Source organism: Belliella calami (assembly GCF_022549695.1).
In the GTDB taxonomy this organism is placed as follows: domain Bacteria; phylum Bacteroidota; class Bacteroidia; order Cytophagales; family Cyclobacteriaceae; genus Belliella; species Belliella calami.
Window position 1 is genome coordinate 223,583 of sequence record NZ_JAKZGS010000003.1, and the last position, 19,506, is coordinate 243,088.

The window sequence follows — 19,506 nt, forward strand, 5'->3', positions numbered from 1 at the left end:
ATAGGGTTTTTTTTAATTATGTTGGAGGCTAGTTCCCGTGGGCTGCCATGAATTTGTCCAGGTCTTGTAGGGTTATTTTTCCTTCATAATATGCCCTTCCAAAGACTACCGCAGTGACTCCGTTTTCTTTTAGTTGAATAAAATCATCGATAGATCTTACACCACCATTGGCAGCAAGGTGAATTGTCGGAAACTTTGCTACGATCTCTTTATAAAGTTCAAAATTCGGACCTTCCATTACCCCATCTCTTGTGACATCGGAGCATTTGAGGTATTTTAAGCCTCTTGAGTAGAAGTTTTCTATATGTTCAAAAAGATCTACCTCAGTTTTTTTTGTCCATCCTTTTGTTTTGATTTTATGATCTTCAGGATTGGTGTCAGCAGCTAAGTTGATTTTTTCTCTACCATATGACATGATCCATTGGGCAAATCTCTCAGGGTAGGATACAGAAACAGAAGCTGCTGTGATTGCACGGGCACCATGTTCAAAAGATTTGAGTACATCGCCATCTGTGGAAATCCCACCTGTAAAATCAACATTTAGATTGGTGTATCCCGAAATAGCTTCCAGAATGTGGTAGTTTTTTGGTTCTCCTCGCCGCGCTCCATCCAGATCTACCAAATGAAGCCATCTGATGCCGTGGTCTTCAAATGCTTGGGCAATTTCTAGGGGGTTATTGGAAATCACTTCCTCGGTAGAGAAGTCTCCTCTTTTGAGTCGGACACATTTTCCGTTGATCAAATAAATAGAAGGAATAATATCAAACATGGTTTTATAGGCTTTTATTGACAGTAATGCTAAGGTTCTATGTTTTTTCAGAAAGTGAGGGCAATTCACCTTCTCTTTAAATTACTAAAGATAATAGAAGAACTCATTATTTTGCAATCCTCTGGTAAATTGTTTGGTTTATTATACAATATAATTTAAAAATAAGATTATCCGCAAATATGAAAGTAAGTTATTAAGAATGCTTGCATTGATGTAGGTGAGTCAGTCTAAAACTTATCGTTTAGTATAAGGGCGAAAGTATTTTTTTTTGGATCTCAAGCTCAATAAGTCAGTCGGGCAATTTTTCCTCCTGCACCTGATGCCCAAATACTCCCTTGTGATTTGTCTATTGACACTGCATGAAAGCCTTCATCAGAAAATTTCTCCCAGTTTATTCCTCCGTCTTTTGAATAGTCGCTTCCATTAGTTCCTACAGCAATTACCCAATGGTGCCTCGGGAAGTATGCTACTCCAGACCGAAATCCATTAGGTAGATTTCCAACTAATATTTCCCAACTATTTCCCAATTCAGGAGAATAGATTACATTTTTTTGTGAAAGATCGGGCTTTAGGTAATCCCCACCTACAGCGATCAAGTTATTGTTGTCTAATTTTGAGAGCGAAAAAATACCTTGGGAAGGCTCTCCCTGGATGATAGGTGTTTCTTTGATCTCCCATCTGTGTCCTCCATCATTGGAACGATAGATTTTGCTTTTACTTCCACCACTTGAAAACCAAATGAACTCGCTATCCGTCAAAATTGTCGATCCACTCGCAGCAAAAGATCCTTCACCAGATTCTGCGCTCGGACTTGACTCGAGCCAAGTCCAGCTTTCTCCTCCATCTATTGTTTCCAAAACCATCCATTTGCCATCTACAGGATCTCCAATTGCGTAGCCTTTACGGTTTTTGTAAAAGGAAATCCCATCTAGGAAAGCCTCATCTGGTCCTTGATATTTCTTTTGCCAAGTCTTGCCGCTATCTGTAGTTTTATAAATGACGGCAGGTTGTCCAGCAGAAACAGCAACTGCTGTTGAAGCACTGAGCCCTTCAATGTCCCTAAAATCCACGGAATCGAGTCCATCGATAATGCCAGTGGACCAAGATTTTCCTCCATCCAAAGTCAAAAGCCAAGTGCCTTTAGAGCCACTGGCCCAAATGATTTCTGATGTAAGAGGAGATAACCCACGAATAGAAGCGCCACTTGGAACTTCCATAATTTCCCAACCAGTGGGGGAATCAATTTTTGGGTGTTTGCGATTCTCTTGACATGAGCCGAGAAGGGCGGTAAAGGCCATTGAAAACAAAAGTCTTTTTTTCATATTGGTAGCGAGGGGTTTTGGAGTCAAAGCCTTTTGATGACTTCGGACTTTGGCAATCTTATACTCCACATTCCACGAAGATCTCCAATTTTATGATTCTTTGCTTTATCTTCAGGATAAAGTTTCTGGATTTTATCTAAAGTCTCTTCATTGATATCTGTTTTGGGTTCTCCATGGCAGTTTAGGCAAAGACTATTGGGGATTTGAATTGCTTTGGTGTAAAGCAGAACTTCTCCGTTTTCGAATTTTTGGATGTTGGGTTCGTTTTTAATGTCGTTTTCAGAATTGTAGGCGTAAGCATCCAAAATAGGGAATTCTTCTTCAGTGGGCTTGTCCAATGGATTCCTGAAATCGATAGATGCTCTTTTTATTGAAATATTATGTTTTTGGCTAACCTCGCTCAGGATAGGGAGCGCTTCTACATTACAAAAAGCTATGGCTTCAGGAATTCCTTTTTCTGAAATTGCTTTTTGCAATGCAGTGATTAATTGTGTTTGTGCTTCAGTGCTAATTTCATCTCCCCATTTCATCGCTTCTTCCAAGATCTCTACCTCGCTAAGTTTTTTGACTTCCATGCTTTTGTTCACTTCTTCAAAGATGTCCTTGCTGATTTTTTCGTTTGAATTACAGGATAAAAGTAACTGTGTACACAAAACTGTATAAATAATTTTTTTCATCTTTATTATATCTTTGCCTAAAAATACGGTTAAAAAACCATTTCTTAAAAGGTTAAATGCTGTTTGTTTGAGGCCTCCAATTTTCATTGAAGCAGCTGCTTGCAATCAATTGAAAATAGCTTTCTTTTATGCTTAATAATCCTAATTTTACACTGCCTAATCAATTGACTAGCTTGTTCCAATGAAAAAAATATACGTTCTAGTAGTTTTGTTGTTTTTTGTATGTTCTCTGAATTTTGCACAAACTTGGAGGAGAGTTGGTGGTTGGGGAAATGATTTTTCAGGTATTTCTTGGGTGAATGATGAAGTTGGGTATGTCTCTGGAGATCAAGTGATCCTAAAAACCGTAGATGGTGGGCTCAGCTGGACAGAACAGCAAGCTCCCATCAAAAACAAAATGAATGGAATAGATTTTTTCAATGAAAATGTTGGCTTGATCGTGGGTGATAATGGAGAAGTTTACAGAACTGCCAATTCAGGTGAGTCATGGGAACTGATCTCCGTTAATACTTCAAGTTCTCTAAAAAAAGTAAAATTTCTTAGTCAAAACAGGGCATACATTGTCGGCGAAGGTGGGGAATTGTACCGATCTACCAATGGGGGTCAGTCTTGGGCAAGACAAAATGTGGGAACTACAGCTAATTTGACAGGTTTGACATTTGTAAATATTGACACTGGATATGTTTCTTTGGCAAGTGGAGCAGTATTAAGGACATTCAATCAGGGGAATAATTGGACAATGCTCAGTACGGGCAATTCCAAGCCATTGAATGATATTTATTTTTCAAGTGGAAAAATTGGCTATGCAGTAGGAAATGAAGGGACAATTCTCAAAACGAGTGATGCAGGAGTTAATTGGACTTTAGTTAATTCAGGTACAGAAAGAGATTTATTGGGAGTGTCATTCAACAAGACCAATAGAAACCTTGGAGTAATAGTAGGGAAGACAGCTACGTTACTGAGAACCATCAATGCAGGACTTACTTTTGATGGGATCAATAGCAATAATACCCAAGATTTTAGTGCTGCAAGTTTTAGGGCAAATTCAAATGCTGTTTTTGCAGTAGGTACGAGTGGTTTTGTCTTGGCATCAACCAATTCGGGGGGGTCTTGGTCCTTGAGATTGTCCGGGATCAAAAATGACTTCAATGCCACAAAATTTAGAACTGATAATCTCGGGTATATTGTCGGGACTGATGGTAAATTTTTTGTAACATCAAATGGTGGAAACAGCATCAATGATCGATCTAGACCTTTGACGGTTGCATTTAACAATCTCTTCTTTTCCACCAATGCTTACGGTTATATCGTAGGGGATGGTGGTACAGCTTTGAGAACCTCCAATTCAGGTACCAATTGGACTTCACTGAATCTCAATACGAGCTTGAACCTGAACGGTGTCTATTTTTTTAACAATAATCTTGGTTTTATAGTCGGTGACAATGGTTTTCTTGCAAAAACAGAAAATGCGGGCATTAATTGGCAGCAAGTCTCAGCTGGTAGTACAACGGCCAATCTTAATCAAATTTTGTTTTTTGATCAATCAGTTGGCTTGATTGTAGGAGACAATGGTTTTTTGAGCAGAACGGAAGAAGGTGAAGAATGGACTCAAGTATCCTCAGCTACCTCAGCATCTTTAGTTGAATTGACTAAATTAGACGATAATTCAGCTTTGGCTGTTGGCGAAAATGGCACAATCATTAAAACAGAAGACAAAGGACTTACATGGAAGGCTATAATCACTCCATTCAATGTTGATTTTACTGGTGTAGATTTTTTGGATGAGTCTGTAGGGTTTATTTCAGGAGAAAAGGGTTTGATATTGAAAACAGAAGATGGTGGAGAAACTTGGATTCAAATGCCTACCGGTACTTTTCAAGATCTTACAGGTTTGAGCTTTGGCTCTTTGAGCATAGGGTATGCAGTAGGTGAAAGAGGAAGCTTGTTTCAGTATAGATGTGCTGTTCCAGATACTCCGACATTGATTTTTGGGGAGTCAAATATTTGCCTTAGCCAGCAAGCATACAGTGTCCAAAGTTCAGGAGAAGCAGGAGAGGTATTTGAATGGCGGGTAGATGGCGGGACTATTTTGGAAGGACAAGGCTCAAACAGGATTATCGTACGATGGGATACCCCTGGTAGAAATGCAGTCTTGGTAAGAGGACAAAATGAATGTGGAAATGGAGGTACCAAAGGGCTCGAAGTCTTGGTTTCAGTAGCGTCACAAATTATTGCAGAAATTAGTGGGGAAGGGGCTGTCTGTTCAAATTCTTTTGTAACGTATTCAGTAAATGATGTGCCAGGGACAGAGTTCGTATGGCAGGCTAGTGGAGGATTGGTGAGAGAAGGTCAAGGAACAGCTAGTGTTACTATTGAATGGACAGGGGTTGGTTCACAGACTTTGTCAGTTACACCTCGGAATCCTTGTGGATCAGGCACCATGTTTTCCAAACCAATAACTATAGAAAATGCGCCTTCAACAGCTTCATCAATTAGTGGAGCTGACATGGTTGGATTAATAGAATATGATTATGAAGTTATCAATGTTCCAGGGATGAATTATACTTGGTCTATTTCAGGTAATGGGGGGGCTATAGTCGAAGGGCAGGGTTCAAATAAGGTTGTGGTAAAATGGGCAAGAGAAGGAGAGTTTGATTTGACAGTGACTCCTATGAATAGCTGTGATACCGGGCCAGCTTCCAGTTTGACTGTAACAGTAAATCTGATCACTAGTATAGAAGAGGAGAAAATATTGGATTCTTTTATCCAGGTATATCCAAACCCTTCGAGTGGAGATATTCAGATTGCTACTTCAGGACTATCTGATATAAGGGAGATCAGTATTGTAAACAGTCTTGGGCAGACTCTCCAGCAAGTCCAACCTAGTCAGGGTGTTTTTTATTATAGAATTCTCAATTTACCAAGAGGACTTCATACGCTAATCATAAGAACAAGGGAAAATAAATACTATAAGAAGGTGATTGTTGAGTGAGCATTCATTAAAGCGAAGAGATAAACTATGGTGAATCTTGACTTTAGGATAAATGTTTTAGCAATAAATGAAAATGATCTAACCATATTTTTTCACGCTAAAAGATAGATTGATGTAAGTGAACAAAATTTTATTCTGAATAAGAAAAAAATAATCAATAATACATCCATATTTAGAATAATAGTAAAAAATCAAACCCACAATCAAAATATTATTTTGATTGTGGGTTTGATTTTTTAAAGGGTTTTTTGCTGATTTGCATCAATAAACCCAAAGATATGATGAATAGAGAATTTCATCCAGAGAGTTTGATGATGACTCATGGATACAAGCCCGAACTTTCAGAAGGAGCAATCAAGTGCCCAATTTTTCAAACTTCAACGTTTGTTTTCAAGTCGGCAGAAGAAGGGAAAGCCTTTTTTCAAGTAGCCTATGGTCAGAGGGAGAAAGAGCCAAATGAAGAGTTAGGGTTGATTTATAGCAGGTTGAACAATCCTGATTTACAGATTTTGGAAGAAAGACTGTGTCTTTGGGATGGAGCTGATGAGTGTGCGGTTTTTGAAAGTGGTATGTCTGCAATCTCAACCGTGATGTTGGAATTTTTGAGACCTGGTGATGTGATGCTATACAGCAAGCCCGTCTATGGAGGGACAGATCATTTTGTGAACAAAGTTTTGCCACAATACGGAATCAAAGGTATTGGATTTACAAGTGTACAGAGTAAAGAAGAAATCCTAGAGCTTGTCAAAGGTCAGGAAGAAAAAGTGAAGATGGTATATGTTGAAACACCAGCTAATCCCACCAATGCACTTTTTGACTTGAAAATCTGTAGAGAAGTAGCCGATGAATTGTCAGGTGATGAAAAAGAAGTCGTAGTCTGTGTGGATAATACCTACATGGGGCCTCTTTGGCAACATCCATTGAAGCATGGGGCGGATCTGATAGTATATTCAGCTACCAAGTATATCGGGGGTCATTCAGATTTGATTGCAGGAGCCGTTTTGGGAAGATCCAAACATATGGTGAGAGTTAGGACACTTCGGACATTCCTAGGGAATATGGCAGGTCCATGGACAGGTTGGTTGCTCATGCGAAGTCTTGAGACACTGAAGGTAAGGATGACCAAGCAAGCAGAAAATACAGTTAAAGTAGCTGATTTTCTCAAAGCCCACCCTAAAGTGGAGAAAGTCTATTATTTAGGCCATTTGGAAGAAGGCACCATTCAATATGAAATTTTCAAAAGGCAATTGACTTCTGCGGGAGCAATGATATCTTTTGATGTGAAGGGTGGTGAGAAGGAAGCGTTTACATTCTTGAATAACCTCAAACTGATGAAGTTGGCAGTTTCTCTTGGAAGTACCGAATCACTTGCAGAGCATCCAGCTACCATGACTCACAGTGATGTTTCGGCTGAGGATCGAGAATTACTTGGGATTTCAGAGAAACTCGTTAGAATATCAGTAGGCGTAGAGCATCATTCCGATATCATTTGGGATATAGAACAAGCTTTGGAAAAAGTGTGATTAGAATTTAAATTTCGCGTATTGATTAAGCCATGCCTATCAGTGATAGGTATGGTTTTTTGTTCGTATAGCAGTATTTTGGAGAGCCGTATAGTACTTTGAAAGAATTAACAATTCTCTTTATTTATCCACCTTTTCAACTTCTGACCTGATGATCACATATTGGAATATATCCCCGATTTTATCATTTTTGATATAGGCATCTCTAAGAATTGCTTCAGGGATAAACCCAGATTTTTCGAGTACTTTCATACTGGCAGTATTGTAGTCAAAGACCTGTGAAAAAATCCTTTTGATATGAGGGAATTTATCCAAAACATACTCAGAATATAGCTGAACTGCCTCAGAAGCTATCCCCTTGCCCCAAAATGGTTCTGCAACCCAAAAACCAATTTCCAGACTAGTTCTCAATTCATCCTTGCAGATTTCACCACCTACAGAACCCACCAATTGATCATTGTATTCGATGGCAAAATTTTGTGGAGGATTAAATTTGATATTATGCTCTATCCAATGCCTGGCATCATGAATGGTGTATGGCTGTGGAAAAGTGTCCTTTAAGTTTTTGGCGATATTAGGATTGTTGGCTATAGGATAAAGACTGTGGAAGTGTCCATCATTCCATCTTACCAAAGCAATATTACCTTTACCTGTGATCTTCATATTGGTGCGTTGGGTTAGTTAAGGTTAATTTAACTTAATTTTCGAAGAAGACAAATTTTTTGATTCAATCTGATATTTTAAAGGATAGTTATGTCTTTTACTTGAGAAATAAGAACTATTGGTAATCAGTGGATTGGATGACGAAGGGTAGCGTAGTGTGGGGTTTGGAGCTGTGAGGAGAAGAATTTTTTTTGTTGACAAACAATCAAAATGAATTATCGTCTTTGATCCATTTTAAGCCTTTCATCTATGGCTAATTCAATAAACTCGACAATCCTGACTTTTTCAAAATCTTTATACAATGGATTAAGTATTAGGTTGGATTCCAAATTGACAATTGTGGAAGGTACCCGGAGTGCAAAAAAATCTCGATGCTTAGCAAGGTTTGTGAATATTGAAGTTGTTTGTGAGGAGTAAGGATATTGATTCCATTTTTGTGGCAATTCCTTTAGTTCTTCAATTATAAAATCATTAGGAAACTCGATTTTTGCGATTAAAATATTGGCAGGTAAGTATGCAATATTTTCTGAGTGAACATAGTATTCTAGCAAAGCCAATGAGATGTTTTCCGAGCAATAGACTGCTCTTGTTCCTATTTCATTCCACCTACCGCCAACCTTTTCAGCGCCTATTCCAGATAAAGTTGACTCTTTATATTTTACATTGGCTATTCGGTAAACGATCATTAGCTATATACATTATATTGAATTCTAATGATTTCATTTTCAACAATTTCAAAACCAAAACTACTGTCGAGCAATTCAAAAGGTTTTTTATTCCCAAGTGCTCTGGATGGAGTCATTAGCCAATTCTTAAAATTATCCTTAGAGTCAAATACTTCGTAGCCTAACCCAAATAACTTCGCTAATTCATAGATTCGTTGGGAAGTCTCTTTATTATAAATTTCCTTTTTCTGCATACTGCTTATCGATGCAGGGAGGATATTTTCAAACTCTTTTTCTGTTGAATCTATATATGAAATCAAATCTTTCCAATCTGTTTTTTTAACTCCTTCGCGTATCCGGTCGATTAATTCCAGGTTATAACTGGGTGCATCTTTGCCATGAACAACGACCCATGCTGGAGAAAACTTATCCATGTGCGTGTTACTAGCTATCTTCTTGGCAAGATTTAGATGTTTACTTTCCCCTTTTTTTCCAACACTTCTAGAAGTTTTTACTTTATTCATAATAGTATTTTTACACTTGTATGATAGTAAATATACAATTTTAATTCCTAAATGATTTCAATCCCCTTATAATTTTGGTTAGAGGAATTTGCGAAATCTCAGAATCTAACTATTTCAAATTTTATGCGTAATTTGAAATTTCTGACTTAAAAAAATATAACTCACAAGTTCACTAAAAGGAATATCGGGAGTTTAAATTTACGATGCTTGCAGTTTTTGTGTGACCTTTAAATTCACAAAGCCTTGGAAGCTTACTTATTTCAAATTGAGAAATTTTGTTTACTGTAGAATTATTTTGACAAATGATAGTGAGAAAATTTGTAACCATATTAATTTTTATGGTATTAACAAAAAGTGCGTTTAGTCAAGCTAATGTAGATGCAACCTATGGCATGACAAGTGAACAAAATAATGAATGGTTAGCGAAAGTTGCCATTGCGGATAAAGATTTGCAATTAAGATTAATCAAGAGTAGGCTTTTTGAAAATCGAGAAAAATTAAATCCTGGAGATCATTTGAAGGTCCCTATTTTAATAATTGATGGTGTTGTAATTGACGACATTACCTATGAAAAGAAAAAAGAGTTTCTTAAAGCTCAATTGACAACAGAAAAAGTAAACATAGCTATAGTTGATAGGGAACTTGAAGGACTTTATTTAGACAAAGAATTTACTGGAATAATCTTGATTGTTTTAACTGATAAAATGGCGAGACTAAAATACAGTAAGTTAAAAAGAATGTCTTAGTTTTTTAGGTGTATGAGTCCTTTATTAACCATTCTTATTAAATTTATTTTGATATGAAGAAAATTCCAAAGTTTATCCTACTTAAAGAAACCTTTATATGCTTACAATAAAATCAGGTATGTTTAGAAGATTTAACGAGCCATTTTTTGTAAATATAAATCAATCCAAAAGTGCTGTAAATAATTACATTAATTATGAAAAGAGCAAAAAAAAAGATTTTTTTAGCTTTATAAAAAGTAGTCCTGTGGATTTTAATGAATTTACAATTCTTGATGGAAATGTAGTAATTGATGTTGAAGCTAAAATTTTAAATCCGTTTCGAGGTGCTGGTAAAATACGTATGAATCTTCACACTGATGAAAGTAATTCGGGTAAACATATCAAAGGTGAGATTATACCTTATAATGGCTTATAACTCTTTACTTTTTATATGGTTATGGGCTTTTTAGTATTGTGGTCTGTTTTAGTTTTATTGGTGTCTTCAGGTGTAGAGACTTTAACAATGTTAGCTTTAAGTTGGGAAGTGTTCCCATTAGTTTTGATATTAATACCTTTTTGGTATCGAAGGAAATTAAGAATATATAGAGATTGTTTTATAGATATTTTAAATAAAAACTGTACTTAAAGTATTAAAAAAAAATATTCACATCGATCGTACCTACGGCATTTCTTCATCTTATCAATAACCTATTGTCCCCGCATTACGTACGGGGCTCCGCCACGGCTGACAAGTTACCTTAAAGTTCAACCTCCCGTGCCGATAACTATAGGCACGGGACAGGCTCTTCGGGGTTGTCTAAATTCAATCTTAATGTCTTCCTCTTCATCCTTCCTCCTTCCTCCTTCATCCTTCAAATTTCCTCCTTCTTTCTACTCTTCCATCCCACTAGTCTTCATCTTCTCGACATTTTCTGCAAATCGAAGTGCTGAGATAAAGTCTTCAATGTTTCCTTCCATGACATCTGGCAGGTTATAGACAGTTTTGTTGATTCGGTGATCAGTTACCCGGCTTTGCGGATAGTTGTAAGTTCTGATTTTGTCAGATCGATCACCACTTCCTACCATAGATTTTCTTTGGGCACCTACAGCATCATTGTGCTTGGCAAGTTCTATTTCATACAGCCTAGATCTCAATACTTTCAGGGCTTTCTCGAAGTTTTTGATCTGAGACTTTTCATCCTGACAAGTTACTACAAGTCCAGAGGGTAAATGTGTCAATCGAACGGCCGAATAGGTGGTGTTCACCGACTGTCCACCAGGTCCAGAAGAACAGTAGGTGTCTTTTCGAACTTCATTCATGTCAATGTTCACCTCTACTTCATCCATCTCTGGAAGTACTGCCACAGAAGCAGCTGAAGTATGGACGCGCCCTTGGGTTTCTGTCATCGGTACTCGCTGAACACGGTGTACACCGGATTCGAATTTCATCATACCATAGACATCGGCACCGGTGATTGTGCTGATGATTTCTTTGTAGCCACCTGATGAACCAAAAGTTAAGTCAAGTACTGTAAGTTTCCAGTTTTGCTTGTCACAAAAGCGCTGATACATCCTGAATAGATCACCCGCAAAAATTGCGGCTTCATCACCTCCTGTACCTCCCCTGATTTCCAAGATACAATCTTTGGAATCATTCGGGTCTTTAGGGATCAACTGCTGTTTCAGATCTTCTTCAAGCTTGATTTGACGATCTTTCAATTCGTCCAATTCGGCTTTGGCCATATCCCTGAAGTCAGGGTCTTTTTCCTTTTCTAGAATTTCTTTGGAACTTTTGATATTGTCCAATACCAAACTGTATTCATCCAGAAGCTCAACCACTTTTTCCAAATCCTTATATTCTTTGGATAGTTTGGTGTATTTGCTCATATCGGACATGGCATCCGGCTGGATGATCAATTGTCCGACTTCAATAAATCTATCTTTTAGCGCTTGTAATTTGTCAAGCATAATTGTTCGTCGTTTTTAATAAGAATGGCAAAGATAACTCCTCTAAACCTAGGAATAAAATATTTTATAATTATCCGCAAATACATCAATTGCTTATTTTACTTTGAATTCATGCGGATAAATTGTCAACAGTCAACTGACAACAGCCCTCTGATGGTTGTAATATGATGCTTTGGTTTTTTGCTTCCTTGTTAATTAGAAAAATCAAAGCATTCGAAAATCTGAGGTTGTAGCTGGGTAAATGATGATTATTGGAAATGATTAATTTCCATCAAAAGCCTCCCTCAAATACTTCGCAGTATAATTGTCTTTTACTTCCATCAATGCTTCAGGTGTGCCTTCAAAGGTGATGTTTCCGCCCCTCTCTCCGCCTTCTGGACCTATGTCAATAACCCAATCTGCAGATTTGATGACTTCTGTATTGTGCTCGATGATAATCACTGTGTGTCCTTGATCGATCAGCGCATTGATAGAGTGGAGGAGCTTTTTGATGTCGTGAAAATGCAAACCAGTAGTAGGTTCATCGAAAATAAAGAGGATATGGTCTCCAGACTTATTGCCTCCCTTTCCAAGGAAGGATGCAAGTTTCACCCGCTGTGCTTCACCTCCAGAAAGGGTATTTGACGATTGCCCCATACCAATATAGCCAAGTCCTACTTCTTGTAGTGGTTGGAGTTTGTTGATGATTTGGTTTTTCCCTTGGAAAAATTCCATTGCCTCATCGATAGTCATGTCAAGAATATCGGAGATGTCTTTTTCTTTGTATTTGGCATCCAAAATCTCAGCCTTGAACCTCTTGCCTTTGCAGGATTCACAAGTCAGGTGAATATCTGCCATAAACTGCATCTCTACAGTCTGTGTACCTTCCCCTTGACATGCTTCACAGCGACCACCATCTACATTGAATGAGAAAAATGCCGGCTTGTAGCCTCTTTGCTTGGACACAGGAAGTTCCGAGAACAATGCCCTGATGGCATCATAAGCTTTGACATAAGTGACTGGATTCGAGCGTGAAGATTTTCCAATTGGGTTTTGATCTACAAACTCAATCTGGGTGATTTTCTTGTAGTCACCTTCCAGCTTATCAAATTTTCCTGTTTCATCAATGACAGTTCCATGGATTTTCCCCAAAGCAGGATAAAGTACTTTTTTGATTAAAGTAGATTTTCCTGACCCACTGACACCCGTGACTACGGTCAGGGCATGAAGTGGGAACTTGGTAGTCACATTTTTAAGGTTATTTTCCCTTGCTCCTTTGACTACAATGCTATCTTTCCACTTTCTGTTAGATTGCTTGATATTGATTTTTTCTTCTCCTTTGAGGTATTGAGCTGTGTAGGTGTCGGAATTGGAAATCAATTCTTCCAGATTTCCCTGAAACATCAAATTTCCTCCCTTTACACCTGCATCTGGGCCGATATCAATGATTTCATCTGCAGCTTTCATGATTTTTTCCTCATGTTCTACCACAATGACCGTATTCCCCATGTCTCGCAATGCCTTTAGCACTTCGATCAAGCGGTCTGTATCTCTAGGATGAAGTCCTATGCTCGGTTCATCCAAAATATACATTGATCCGACCAAAGCAGAACCCAAGGAAGTAGCCAATTTGATTCTTTGAAACTCTCCGCCTGATAGGGAAGAAGTAAGTCTATTCAGCGTAAGATAGCCCAAGCCAACTTTGTCAATGTATTCCAAGCGGTTCAGGATCTCTTTCAAGAGTCTGTTCGCGACTTTTTGTTCAGCAGGACTTATGTCTAGGTTTTGGAAGAAAGGGAGTGCTTTCTCTATTGGCATTAGGACAATGTCTGTGATAGAATGGCCTGCAATTTTGACATAAGAAGCATCTTTTCGCAATCGCGTTCCCCTACAATCTGGGCAGGTAGTTCTTCCACGGAATCGAGAGAGCATCACGCGATACTGGATTTTATGCGTTTTGCTTTCCAATTCACTGAAGAATTCATTCAAGCCTTTGAAATAGGAATTTCCAGTCCAGAGCAATTCTTTTTCTGCTTCAGTCAGGTCTTCATATGCACGGTGGATTGGGAAATCAAAATAAATCCCTTTTTTGACCAAAGGTTCAAGCCATTTCCCTGTCGTCTCACCTCTCCAAGGAGCAATTGCGCCTTCATAGACTGACATGGACTTGTCAGGGATTACCAAATCAGGATCGAGTCCAAGCACTGAACCAAAACCCTCACATGTTCTACAAGCACCATAAGGATTGTTGAAGCTGAAGAAATTCACAGATGGCAATTCGAAAGTGATGTCATCCAATTCGAATTTGTCGGAAAAGGTTCTATTAGCCTTGTCAGGAATCAGAATGGTACATTCTCCATGACCTTCAAAAAAAGCTGTCTGAACAGAATCGGCGATTCTGAATTGATTGTCTTCGTCTTCTTTTTGTACAGTAGCCCTGTCGATCAGAATTTCATAGCGACCTTTTGGCATTTTCTTCTCTGTGACCAAATCTTCCACAAAATGAGCTTCCCCATCAATCAAAATCCTCGTAAAGCCTTTTTGCAACAACAACTCTAATTCTTGTTTGATAGATCTTTCATTCAGAATCTGAAGAGGACATGAGATCATCACACGATCACCTTCTTCAAATGAATGGATAAAATCGACCACGTCTGTTACTGTATGGTGTTTTACTTCATCTCCACTTACTGGAGAGAAAGTTCTGCCAATTCGACTGAAAAGTAATTTGAGGTAATCGTAGATTTCAGTTGTTGTTCCAACTGTTGACCTAGGGTTTTTGGTGCTGACTTTTTGTTGGATTGCGATGGCTGGAGATACACCTTTGATGTATTCCACATCAGGTTTTTCCATTCTCCCCAAAAACTGCCTTGCGTAGGAACTTAAGCTTTCCACATACATTCTTTGGCCTTCGGCAAAAAGCGTATCAAATGCCAAAGAGGATTTTCCAGACCCCGAAAGTCCAGTTACCACCACCAATTTATTTCTTGGGATGGCCACACTGAGGCTTTTTAGGTTGTTTACCTTGGCATTTTTGATGATGATATATTCCTTGGGATCAAGGTCGTCGATGGATAATTTCTGAACTGGAGTGCTTGAATTCATAACTTGCAAAGTTACCCAACTAACCTGTATAATGATAATTTGTTGTGGATTTTAGCTTTGTATTTTTTATAAAATCGAATTTTACTCTCAGAAATTTGTTTTCTTTGGACTGGGAACGTCAACCTATCAACCAAATGAAAGTAGAAAAAAATAAAGTGGTAGCTGTAAGCTACGAACTCCATGTCGATGATGGAGAAAATGGAAAGCAGTTTTTTGAGAAAGTAGAGAAGGTAAAGCCATTTCAATTTCTGTATGGAACAGGACATGTATTGCCTGCTTTGGAGGCTGCGATGGAAGGAAAAGAAGCTGGAGAAAGTTTCGAAGTATTCATAGATTTTGAGAATGCTTACGGAGATTATGATGAAAGCAAAAAAACCATTGTCCCAAAGTCAAACTTTAAGGACAATGGTAAGAAAAACAAAGACTTACTCAAAGTCGGGAAAGTGATCCCAATGAAGGATGACCAAGGAAACCAACTTCGCGGAGAGATTACCAAAATCGATTACAAAGGAGTTCATATGGATTTCAATTCACCTCTTGCAGGATTGGATCTTTATTTCAAAGCAGAGATCATTTCGATCAGAGAAGCAGACCCAGAAGAAATCGACCACGGACATGTACATGGCCCAGGAGGGCATCAGCACTAGGAGGAAAGCCTGCCCCGGAGAATTTCGGGGGATGAAATCAGAAGGGTGAAGGATGAATATGTACTAATTCCAAAGTATGAAGTATTAAAAACACCAAGCTAGTGAGTGGGGTTTCTTTCATGATTTTAAATTCGGTGTTCGAAGTTCTTAATTTAAAAATACCGAATGTCGAATGTTAAATTTCGAATTATGAAGTCAATGAAAAGAGAGTTAAGAGATGAGAAACAAAGAGAAAAGAAGAAGTGTGGAATGTTAGAGTTTGACATACAGCTATTTAGGTTTTAAACAGAAAAAATCAATCATCCATCTACATACCACGAAGTGGTTTAACTTTGAATAACCCCGGGTGACAACCCGGGGATAATCAGTAAACAACATCCCAATAACCCTGAATAGGGTTGAACATTAGCTGCCAAACTTTAAAATATATATCTTGAGATATCTTCCCGCAATTCTGCGATGCAGGCACTTTACAGTCGATATGACCCACTGGAAAACTTGTAACCCAATCCACTAACCCCCTTCAACTAATCCAATATTCACCTATTCCACTAATTCCCAATCAACTATCCCATGGCCAAGAAAAAATTCAAAGATATGATTCAAAAAAGTGAGGAAGCTATCTTGGTAGATTTCTATGCAGATTGGTGTGGTCCATGTCAGACGATGAATCCTGTGTTGGATGAAGTCATTGCTGAATTGGATGGAAAAATCAAGCTTTTCAAACTCAATATAGATAAAAACCCACAAGCTGCTCTGCAATTTGGAGTTCGATCGATTCCACACTATATCCTCTTCAAAAGAGGTAAAATCCTCTGGAGAAAAGGAGGTTATATGACAAAAAGAGATTTATCGCAGGCGATGAAAGGGTTTGTAGGGTGAGTAATTGATAAAAAAACAAAATGTTTTTGGTTATCTATCAAGATTTTTTTTAGTTAGAGGATTAAACACAATGGTAATGAAAAAAGCAATACTCATAATTTTTTTATTAAATTCTGCTTTCTCGTATGCTCAAAGTAGAAAAATAGTGAAACTAACAGCGCATAAAATTGATGTCAGTTTATCAAATGATGAACATTTCTACAATAAAATAATCAATTCTAAAATTGATACCATTCAAATAGTCAGAATTTTGGATTTGGAAAATAGAACTGTGGAATTGATTACAAACCATTTTGATGAAAATGACAGTTTGACCAAACAAGTCATCGACAATTTTGATGAATCAGGAAAAATAACAACTCGAAAAATTTATGATGGGGGATCAAAAACAAATCAATATTCATTTTTCAGAAATGATTCACTATTGGTTCAATTTAACACATTCCCCAAATCAGGTGCTGGAATAAAGTATGTTGGAGGCAAAGAGTTTATGGTTGAAAGGAATGAATTTCAGCCTTATTTTGACCATAATAAGGTAGGGATTGCGGATTTGGCAAAAGAGTCTATGATAATGCCAAAAATAGACCCAGAAGAAAACTCAAATAACAAAGCTATCCTTGCCTTTTTAATTGATGAAGCTGGAGGTGTTGAAGATTTTAAGTTGCTCAATAACAAAGGCAACCGTTTTGTTGTGAAAAAAAATGCACTTAAAATTTTACAGAAATACAACTACGCATTTGAACCAGCTGTGGATCTCGATGGAAAACCAATCAAAAAATGGTTGTATGTAACCTTAAACCAAAAAGTAATTTCTTATAAGGACACGTTCTATGGGATGAATTAATTTTGGATAAAAAGAAAAGGGAATTTGTTTTATCAATAGTTATCAGCCTAATATTTTTATCATTGGGGTTTTTATTGCTTCGTTTTTAAAGATTTCACTTGGGTTTCCGATAATCATTATCCTCGAAGATGACAGGGCTAACACCCCTTGTTGCCCAGTTTCGGGGTTCAACCTTCAGTGAATTTATCTTGATTGACCAGGTTTGGTTTGGATCATGTTTCTAAGCACGAAGATGTCAGTGCTAATCCCTCTCCTTTAATTATGCTGGTGATTAGTGAATTATTTGCTACATCTTTACCGAAAAAGCATCCGCAAAAAAAAACCTCCTCTAAATTTAATCAGAGGAGGTTTTGATATATTTAATCTTTCTACTGATAAGTAATTAACTAAATATCACTAACTTATAACCAATCAACTCAATTTTCAGTTGTCAGTCATCTGTTGTCTATTGACTGAAACTCACTTCTTCCAACTCGCTTTTCCACCTTTGGCAGAATCTACAGTAATGCTGTAGTTACCGCCTCCGCTGACAATCCACCTAACTTTCACAGCGCTCATCCCTGGGATATTTGCTACTGATATTTTCTCAGGAGTGACTTTTTGCTCAGTTACTTGGTTGAAATCAGCATTTTCTACCGTAAACCCAGCGACCACTTTTGCACCGGCAAGGGTTACATAATCAGGTCTTTCGATTTTGTATTTCAAATCCTGGCTTGAGTGTGTAGGGATCAATCTTTCATTGTAAATAGTAGCAGTCACTTCTTTCAATCCACCGCCCAAATCAACTTCCTTCACATCCATTACGCTCAATTTTGGTGTGTGGTAAGCATGAAGAATTGAGAAAGCTGCATTTCTATGGGCATCCTGCTCTAACAAGAAACCTGGGTGTAACCTCCCGAAATTTTTCTTGAAGCCACCGATTTCCACTGTTCCGAATTGTGGATGTTCGTATTCTTTCCACTTTACGAAAGCATCTCCGAAAGTCAAATATTTGTCAACATCCATTTGCTCGTCTTGATTGCCTCTACCAGCATTTTTATGAAAATAAAGGTATGAAGTCATCAATTCATTAGAGTAAGTGAAGATCCCTCTACCACCATAGAACCAGTCCAGCTGACCACCAAATACAGAATAAAGATCTTTGTAAACCACCAAGTATCTGTAACCAGGCATAAACTCTTCACCTTTTTTGGCAATGGCATCATAGATTCTCACATCATTTGAATTGTACGTACCCAAATCTTCTTCAGCACCAGGGCCTCTTAAGATCATCCCGCCATAATTGTGGTAAGATTGTGCGGCTGCAATGTTAGGCTTTGTCATTACAAAGTCAACCACAGCACGGTTTTCCGGTACTGAGAATGGATATCTCAATGCACCGCTTTGTACATAGTCTGGCTGCCAGTTCCAGCCCCAATCTCTGTTTGGATCATAATAACCAATACCATCACTATTCACTCTGCCATCGCCATCTCTGTCAAGACCTTCTTGGCCAAGCATTTCATATTCTCCTTTTTCATCAATTCCCACTCGGATCAATTTTCTTGGATCCATAGGGTCTTTGATAAAGTTTCCAGTAGGTGATTTTCTGATCATGGTAGTGATGCTTCCATCACCATCCAAATCATCCATTGGATCTTCTCCAAATTCACCATCTCCATTGTTATCAAACACCATCATTCCTGACCTAGGAGTATTTCCATTATTTGGGCCAGTCATAAAGTAATCGTGCGCATCTGGATTGATAGTTGGAGCGAAGTAGAAGGTTTTGTCCTTCAGCAATTCTGTGATAAAATCAAGTTCACCATACATTTCCATCAAGTACCAAGCTGTGTATAGCGTGAATTCTGTTCCCTGGATCTCATTGGAGTGGATGTTTCCGTCGATCCACATTGCTGGTTTATCCTCTGCTTTTCCCGCTTTGAAATCCGTGACAGTCAATACCCAAATGTCATTGTCTTGGTACGATTTGCCGATACTTTCCAATTTCACCAAATTGGGATGCTTGGCTACCATGTCTTGCATGATTTCTAGCAAAGCTTTGTTGGTATGGTACCTGTTCCAAGATACTTGCACTTTTGGATTGTGCGGGGTTCCGTTTGCACGGAAGTATCTTTCTGCTGCTACTTGCGCATCAGTAGTTTGTGTAGCTCCAAAGCACATCGCAGCGCCTAAAGCCGTTGTATATATCCAGTTTTTGAATTTCATAATTTGAATTTTT

At 38.1% G+C, this 19,506-nt stretch carries 16 protein-coding genes; 7 read left to right on the forward strand and 9 right to left on the reverse strand.

Going from position 1 to position 19,506, the window contains the following annotated elements; translation table 11 throughout:
* Nucleotides 1–28: 28 nt before the first annotated feature.
* From MM236_RS05655 to MM236_RS05665, 3 genes are all read right to left on the reverse strand, one after another.
* The gene (locus MM236_RS05655) at nt 29–769 is read right to left on the reverse strand and encodes a 1-(5-phosphoribosyl)-5-[(5-phosphoribosylamino)methylideneamino]imidazole-4-carboxamide isomerase (protein ID WP_241273971.1); all 741 of its coding nucleotides are present in this window, start codon (nt 767–769) and stop codon (nt 29–31) included.
* A 281-nt stretch (nt 770–1,050) separates the two neighbouring features.
* Complete coding sequence (locus tag MM236_RS05660) at nt 1,051–2,091, reverse strand: WD40/YVTN/BNR-like repeat-containing protein (RefSeq protein WP_241273972.1); 1,041 nt, start codon at nt 2,089–2,091, stop codon at nt 1,051–1,053.
* Nucleotides 2,092–2,114: 23 nt separating this feature from the next.
* The gene (locus MM236_RS05665) at nt 2,115–2,768 is read right to left on the reverse strand and encodes a Tll0287-like domain-containing protein (protein WP_241273973.1); all 654 of its coding nucleotides are present in this window, start codon (nt 2,766–2,768) and stop codon (nt 2,115–2,117) included.
* 181 nt (nt 2,769–2,949) lie between these two features.
* Between MM236_RS05665 and MM236_RS05670 the strand changes: the two genes are divergently transcribed.
* Nucleotides 2,950–5,760, forward strand: a complete 2,811-nt coding sequence (locus MM236_RS05670) for a YCF48-related protein (RefSeq protein WP_241273974.1) — start codon at nt 2,950–2,952, stop codon at nt 5,758–5,760.
* 278 nt (nt 5,761–6,038) lie between these two features.
* Nucleotides 6,039–7,283, forward strand: coding sequence for a cystathionine gamma-synthase family protein (locus MM236_RS05675; protein WP_241273975.1), 1,245 nt, complete (start codon nt 6,039–6,041; stop codon nt 7,281–7,283).
* A 120-nt stretch (nt 7,284–7,403) separates the two neighbouring features.
* On the opposite strand, the gene MM236_RS05680 is transcribed toward MM236_RS05675, so the two are convergent.
* The 3 genes from MM236_RS05680 to MM236_RS05690 all read right to left on the reverse strand — a co-directional run bounded on the left by MM236_RS05680 (nt 7,404) and on the right by MM236_RS05690 (nt 9,135).
* Nucleotides 7,404–7,946: a GNAT family N-acetyltransferase gene (locus MM236_RS05680; RefSeq protein ID WP_241273976.1), complete on the reverse strand. Its 543-nt coding sequence runs from the start codon at nt 7,944–7,946 to the stop codon at nt 7,404–7,406.
* A gap of 215 nt (nt 7,947–8,161) precedes the next feature.
* Nucleotides 8,162–8,632, reverse strand: coding sequence for an RES family NAD+ phosphorylase (locus MM236_RS05685; protein ID WP_241273977.1), 471 nt, complete (start codon nt 8,630–8,632; stop codon nt 8,162–8,164).
* A complete protein-coding gene (locus tag MM236_RS05690; RefSeq protein WP_241273978.1) occupies nt 8,632–9,135 on the reverse strand; it encodes an Xre family toxin-antitoxin system antitoxin in 504 nt (167 codons plus the stop codon). Before MM236_RS05690 ends, MM236_RS05685 begins: the two co-directional genes overlap by 1 nt.
* Before the next feature lie 338 nt (nt 9,136–9,473).
* On the opposite strand from MM236_RS05690, the gene MM236_RS05695 reads away from it, so the two are divergent.
* Both MM236_RS05695 and MM236_RS05700 read left to right on the forward strand, forming a co-directional pair.
* Nucleotides 9,474–9,881 carry a hypothetical protein gene (locus MM236_RS05695; protein WP_241273979.1) on the forward strand — a complete coding sequence of 136 codons (408 nt, stop codon included), beginning with the start codon at nt 9,474–9,476 and terminating at the stop codon, nt 9,879–9,881.
* A gap of 97 nt (nt 9,882–9,978) precedes the next feature.
* Complete coding sequence (locus tag MM236_RS05700) at nt 9,979–10,296, forward strand: hypothetical protein (RefSeq protein ID WP_241273980.1); 318 nt, start codon at nt 9,979–9,981, stop codon at nt 10,294–10,296.
* Nucleotides 10,297–10,751: 455 nt separating this feature from the next.
* Here the strand turns inward: MM236_RS05700 and prfA are convergent, their stop codons facing one another.
* A complete protein-coding gene (gene prfA / locus MM236_RS05705; RefSeq protein ID WP_241273981.1) occupies nt 10,752–11,828 on the reverse strand; it encodes a peptide chain release factor 1 in 1,077 nt (358 codons plus the stop codon).
* 261 nt (nt 11,829–12,089) lie between these two features.
* On the reverse strand, nt 12,090–14,912 hold the full coding sequence (uvrA, locus tag MM236_RS05710) for an excinuclease ABC subunit UvrA (RefSeq protein WP_241273982.1): 2,823 nt from the start codon (nt 14,910–14,912) through the stop codon (nt 12,090–12,092).
* Nucleotides 14,913–15,046: 134 nt separating this feature from the next.
* On the opposite strand from uvrA, the gene MM236_RS05715 reads away from it, so the two are divergent.
* The 3 genes from MM236_RS05715 (at nt 15,047) to MM236_RS05725 (ending at nt 17,285) form a co-directional block, all read left to right on the forward strand.
* Nucleotides 15,047–15,559: an FKBP-type peptidyl-prolyl cis-trans isomerase gene (locus MM236_RS05715; RefSeq protein ID WP_241273983.1), complete on the forward strand. Its 513-nt coding sequence runs from the start codon at nt 15,047–15,049 to the stop codon at nt 15,557–15,559.
* Between the two features lie 573 nt (nt 15,560–16,132).
* Nucleotides 16,133–16,441 (forward strand): thioredoxin, encoded by a 309-nt coding sequence (gene trxA / locus MM236_RS05720; protein WP_241273984.1) that lies wholly within the window; start codon nt 16,133–16,135, stop codon nt 16,439–16,441.
* Between the two features lie 76 nt (nt 16,442–16,517).
* Nucleotides 16,518–17,285 (forward strand): hypothetical protein, encoded by a 768-nt coding sequence (locus MM236_RS05725; RefSeq protein WP_241273985.1) that lies wholly within the window; start codon nt 16,518–16,520, stop codon nt 17,283–17,285.
* Between the two features lie 459 nt (nt 17,286–17,744).
* On the opposite strand, the gene MM236_RS05730 is transcribed toward MM236_RS05725, so the two are convergent.
* Nucleotides 17,745–19,493, reverse strand: a complete 1,749-nt coding sequence (locus tag MM236_RS05730; RefSeq protein ID WP_241273986.1) for a M14 family metallopeptidase — start codon at nt 19,491–19,493, stop codon at nt 17,745–17,747.
* Nucleotides 19,494–19,506 lie beyond the last annotated feature (13 nt).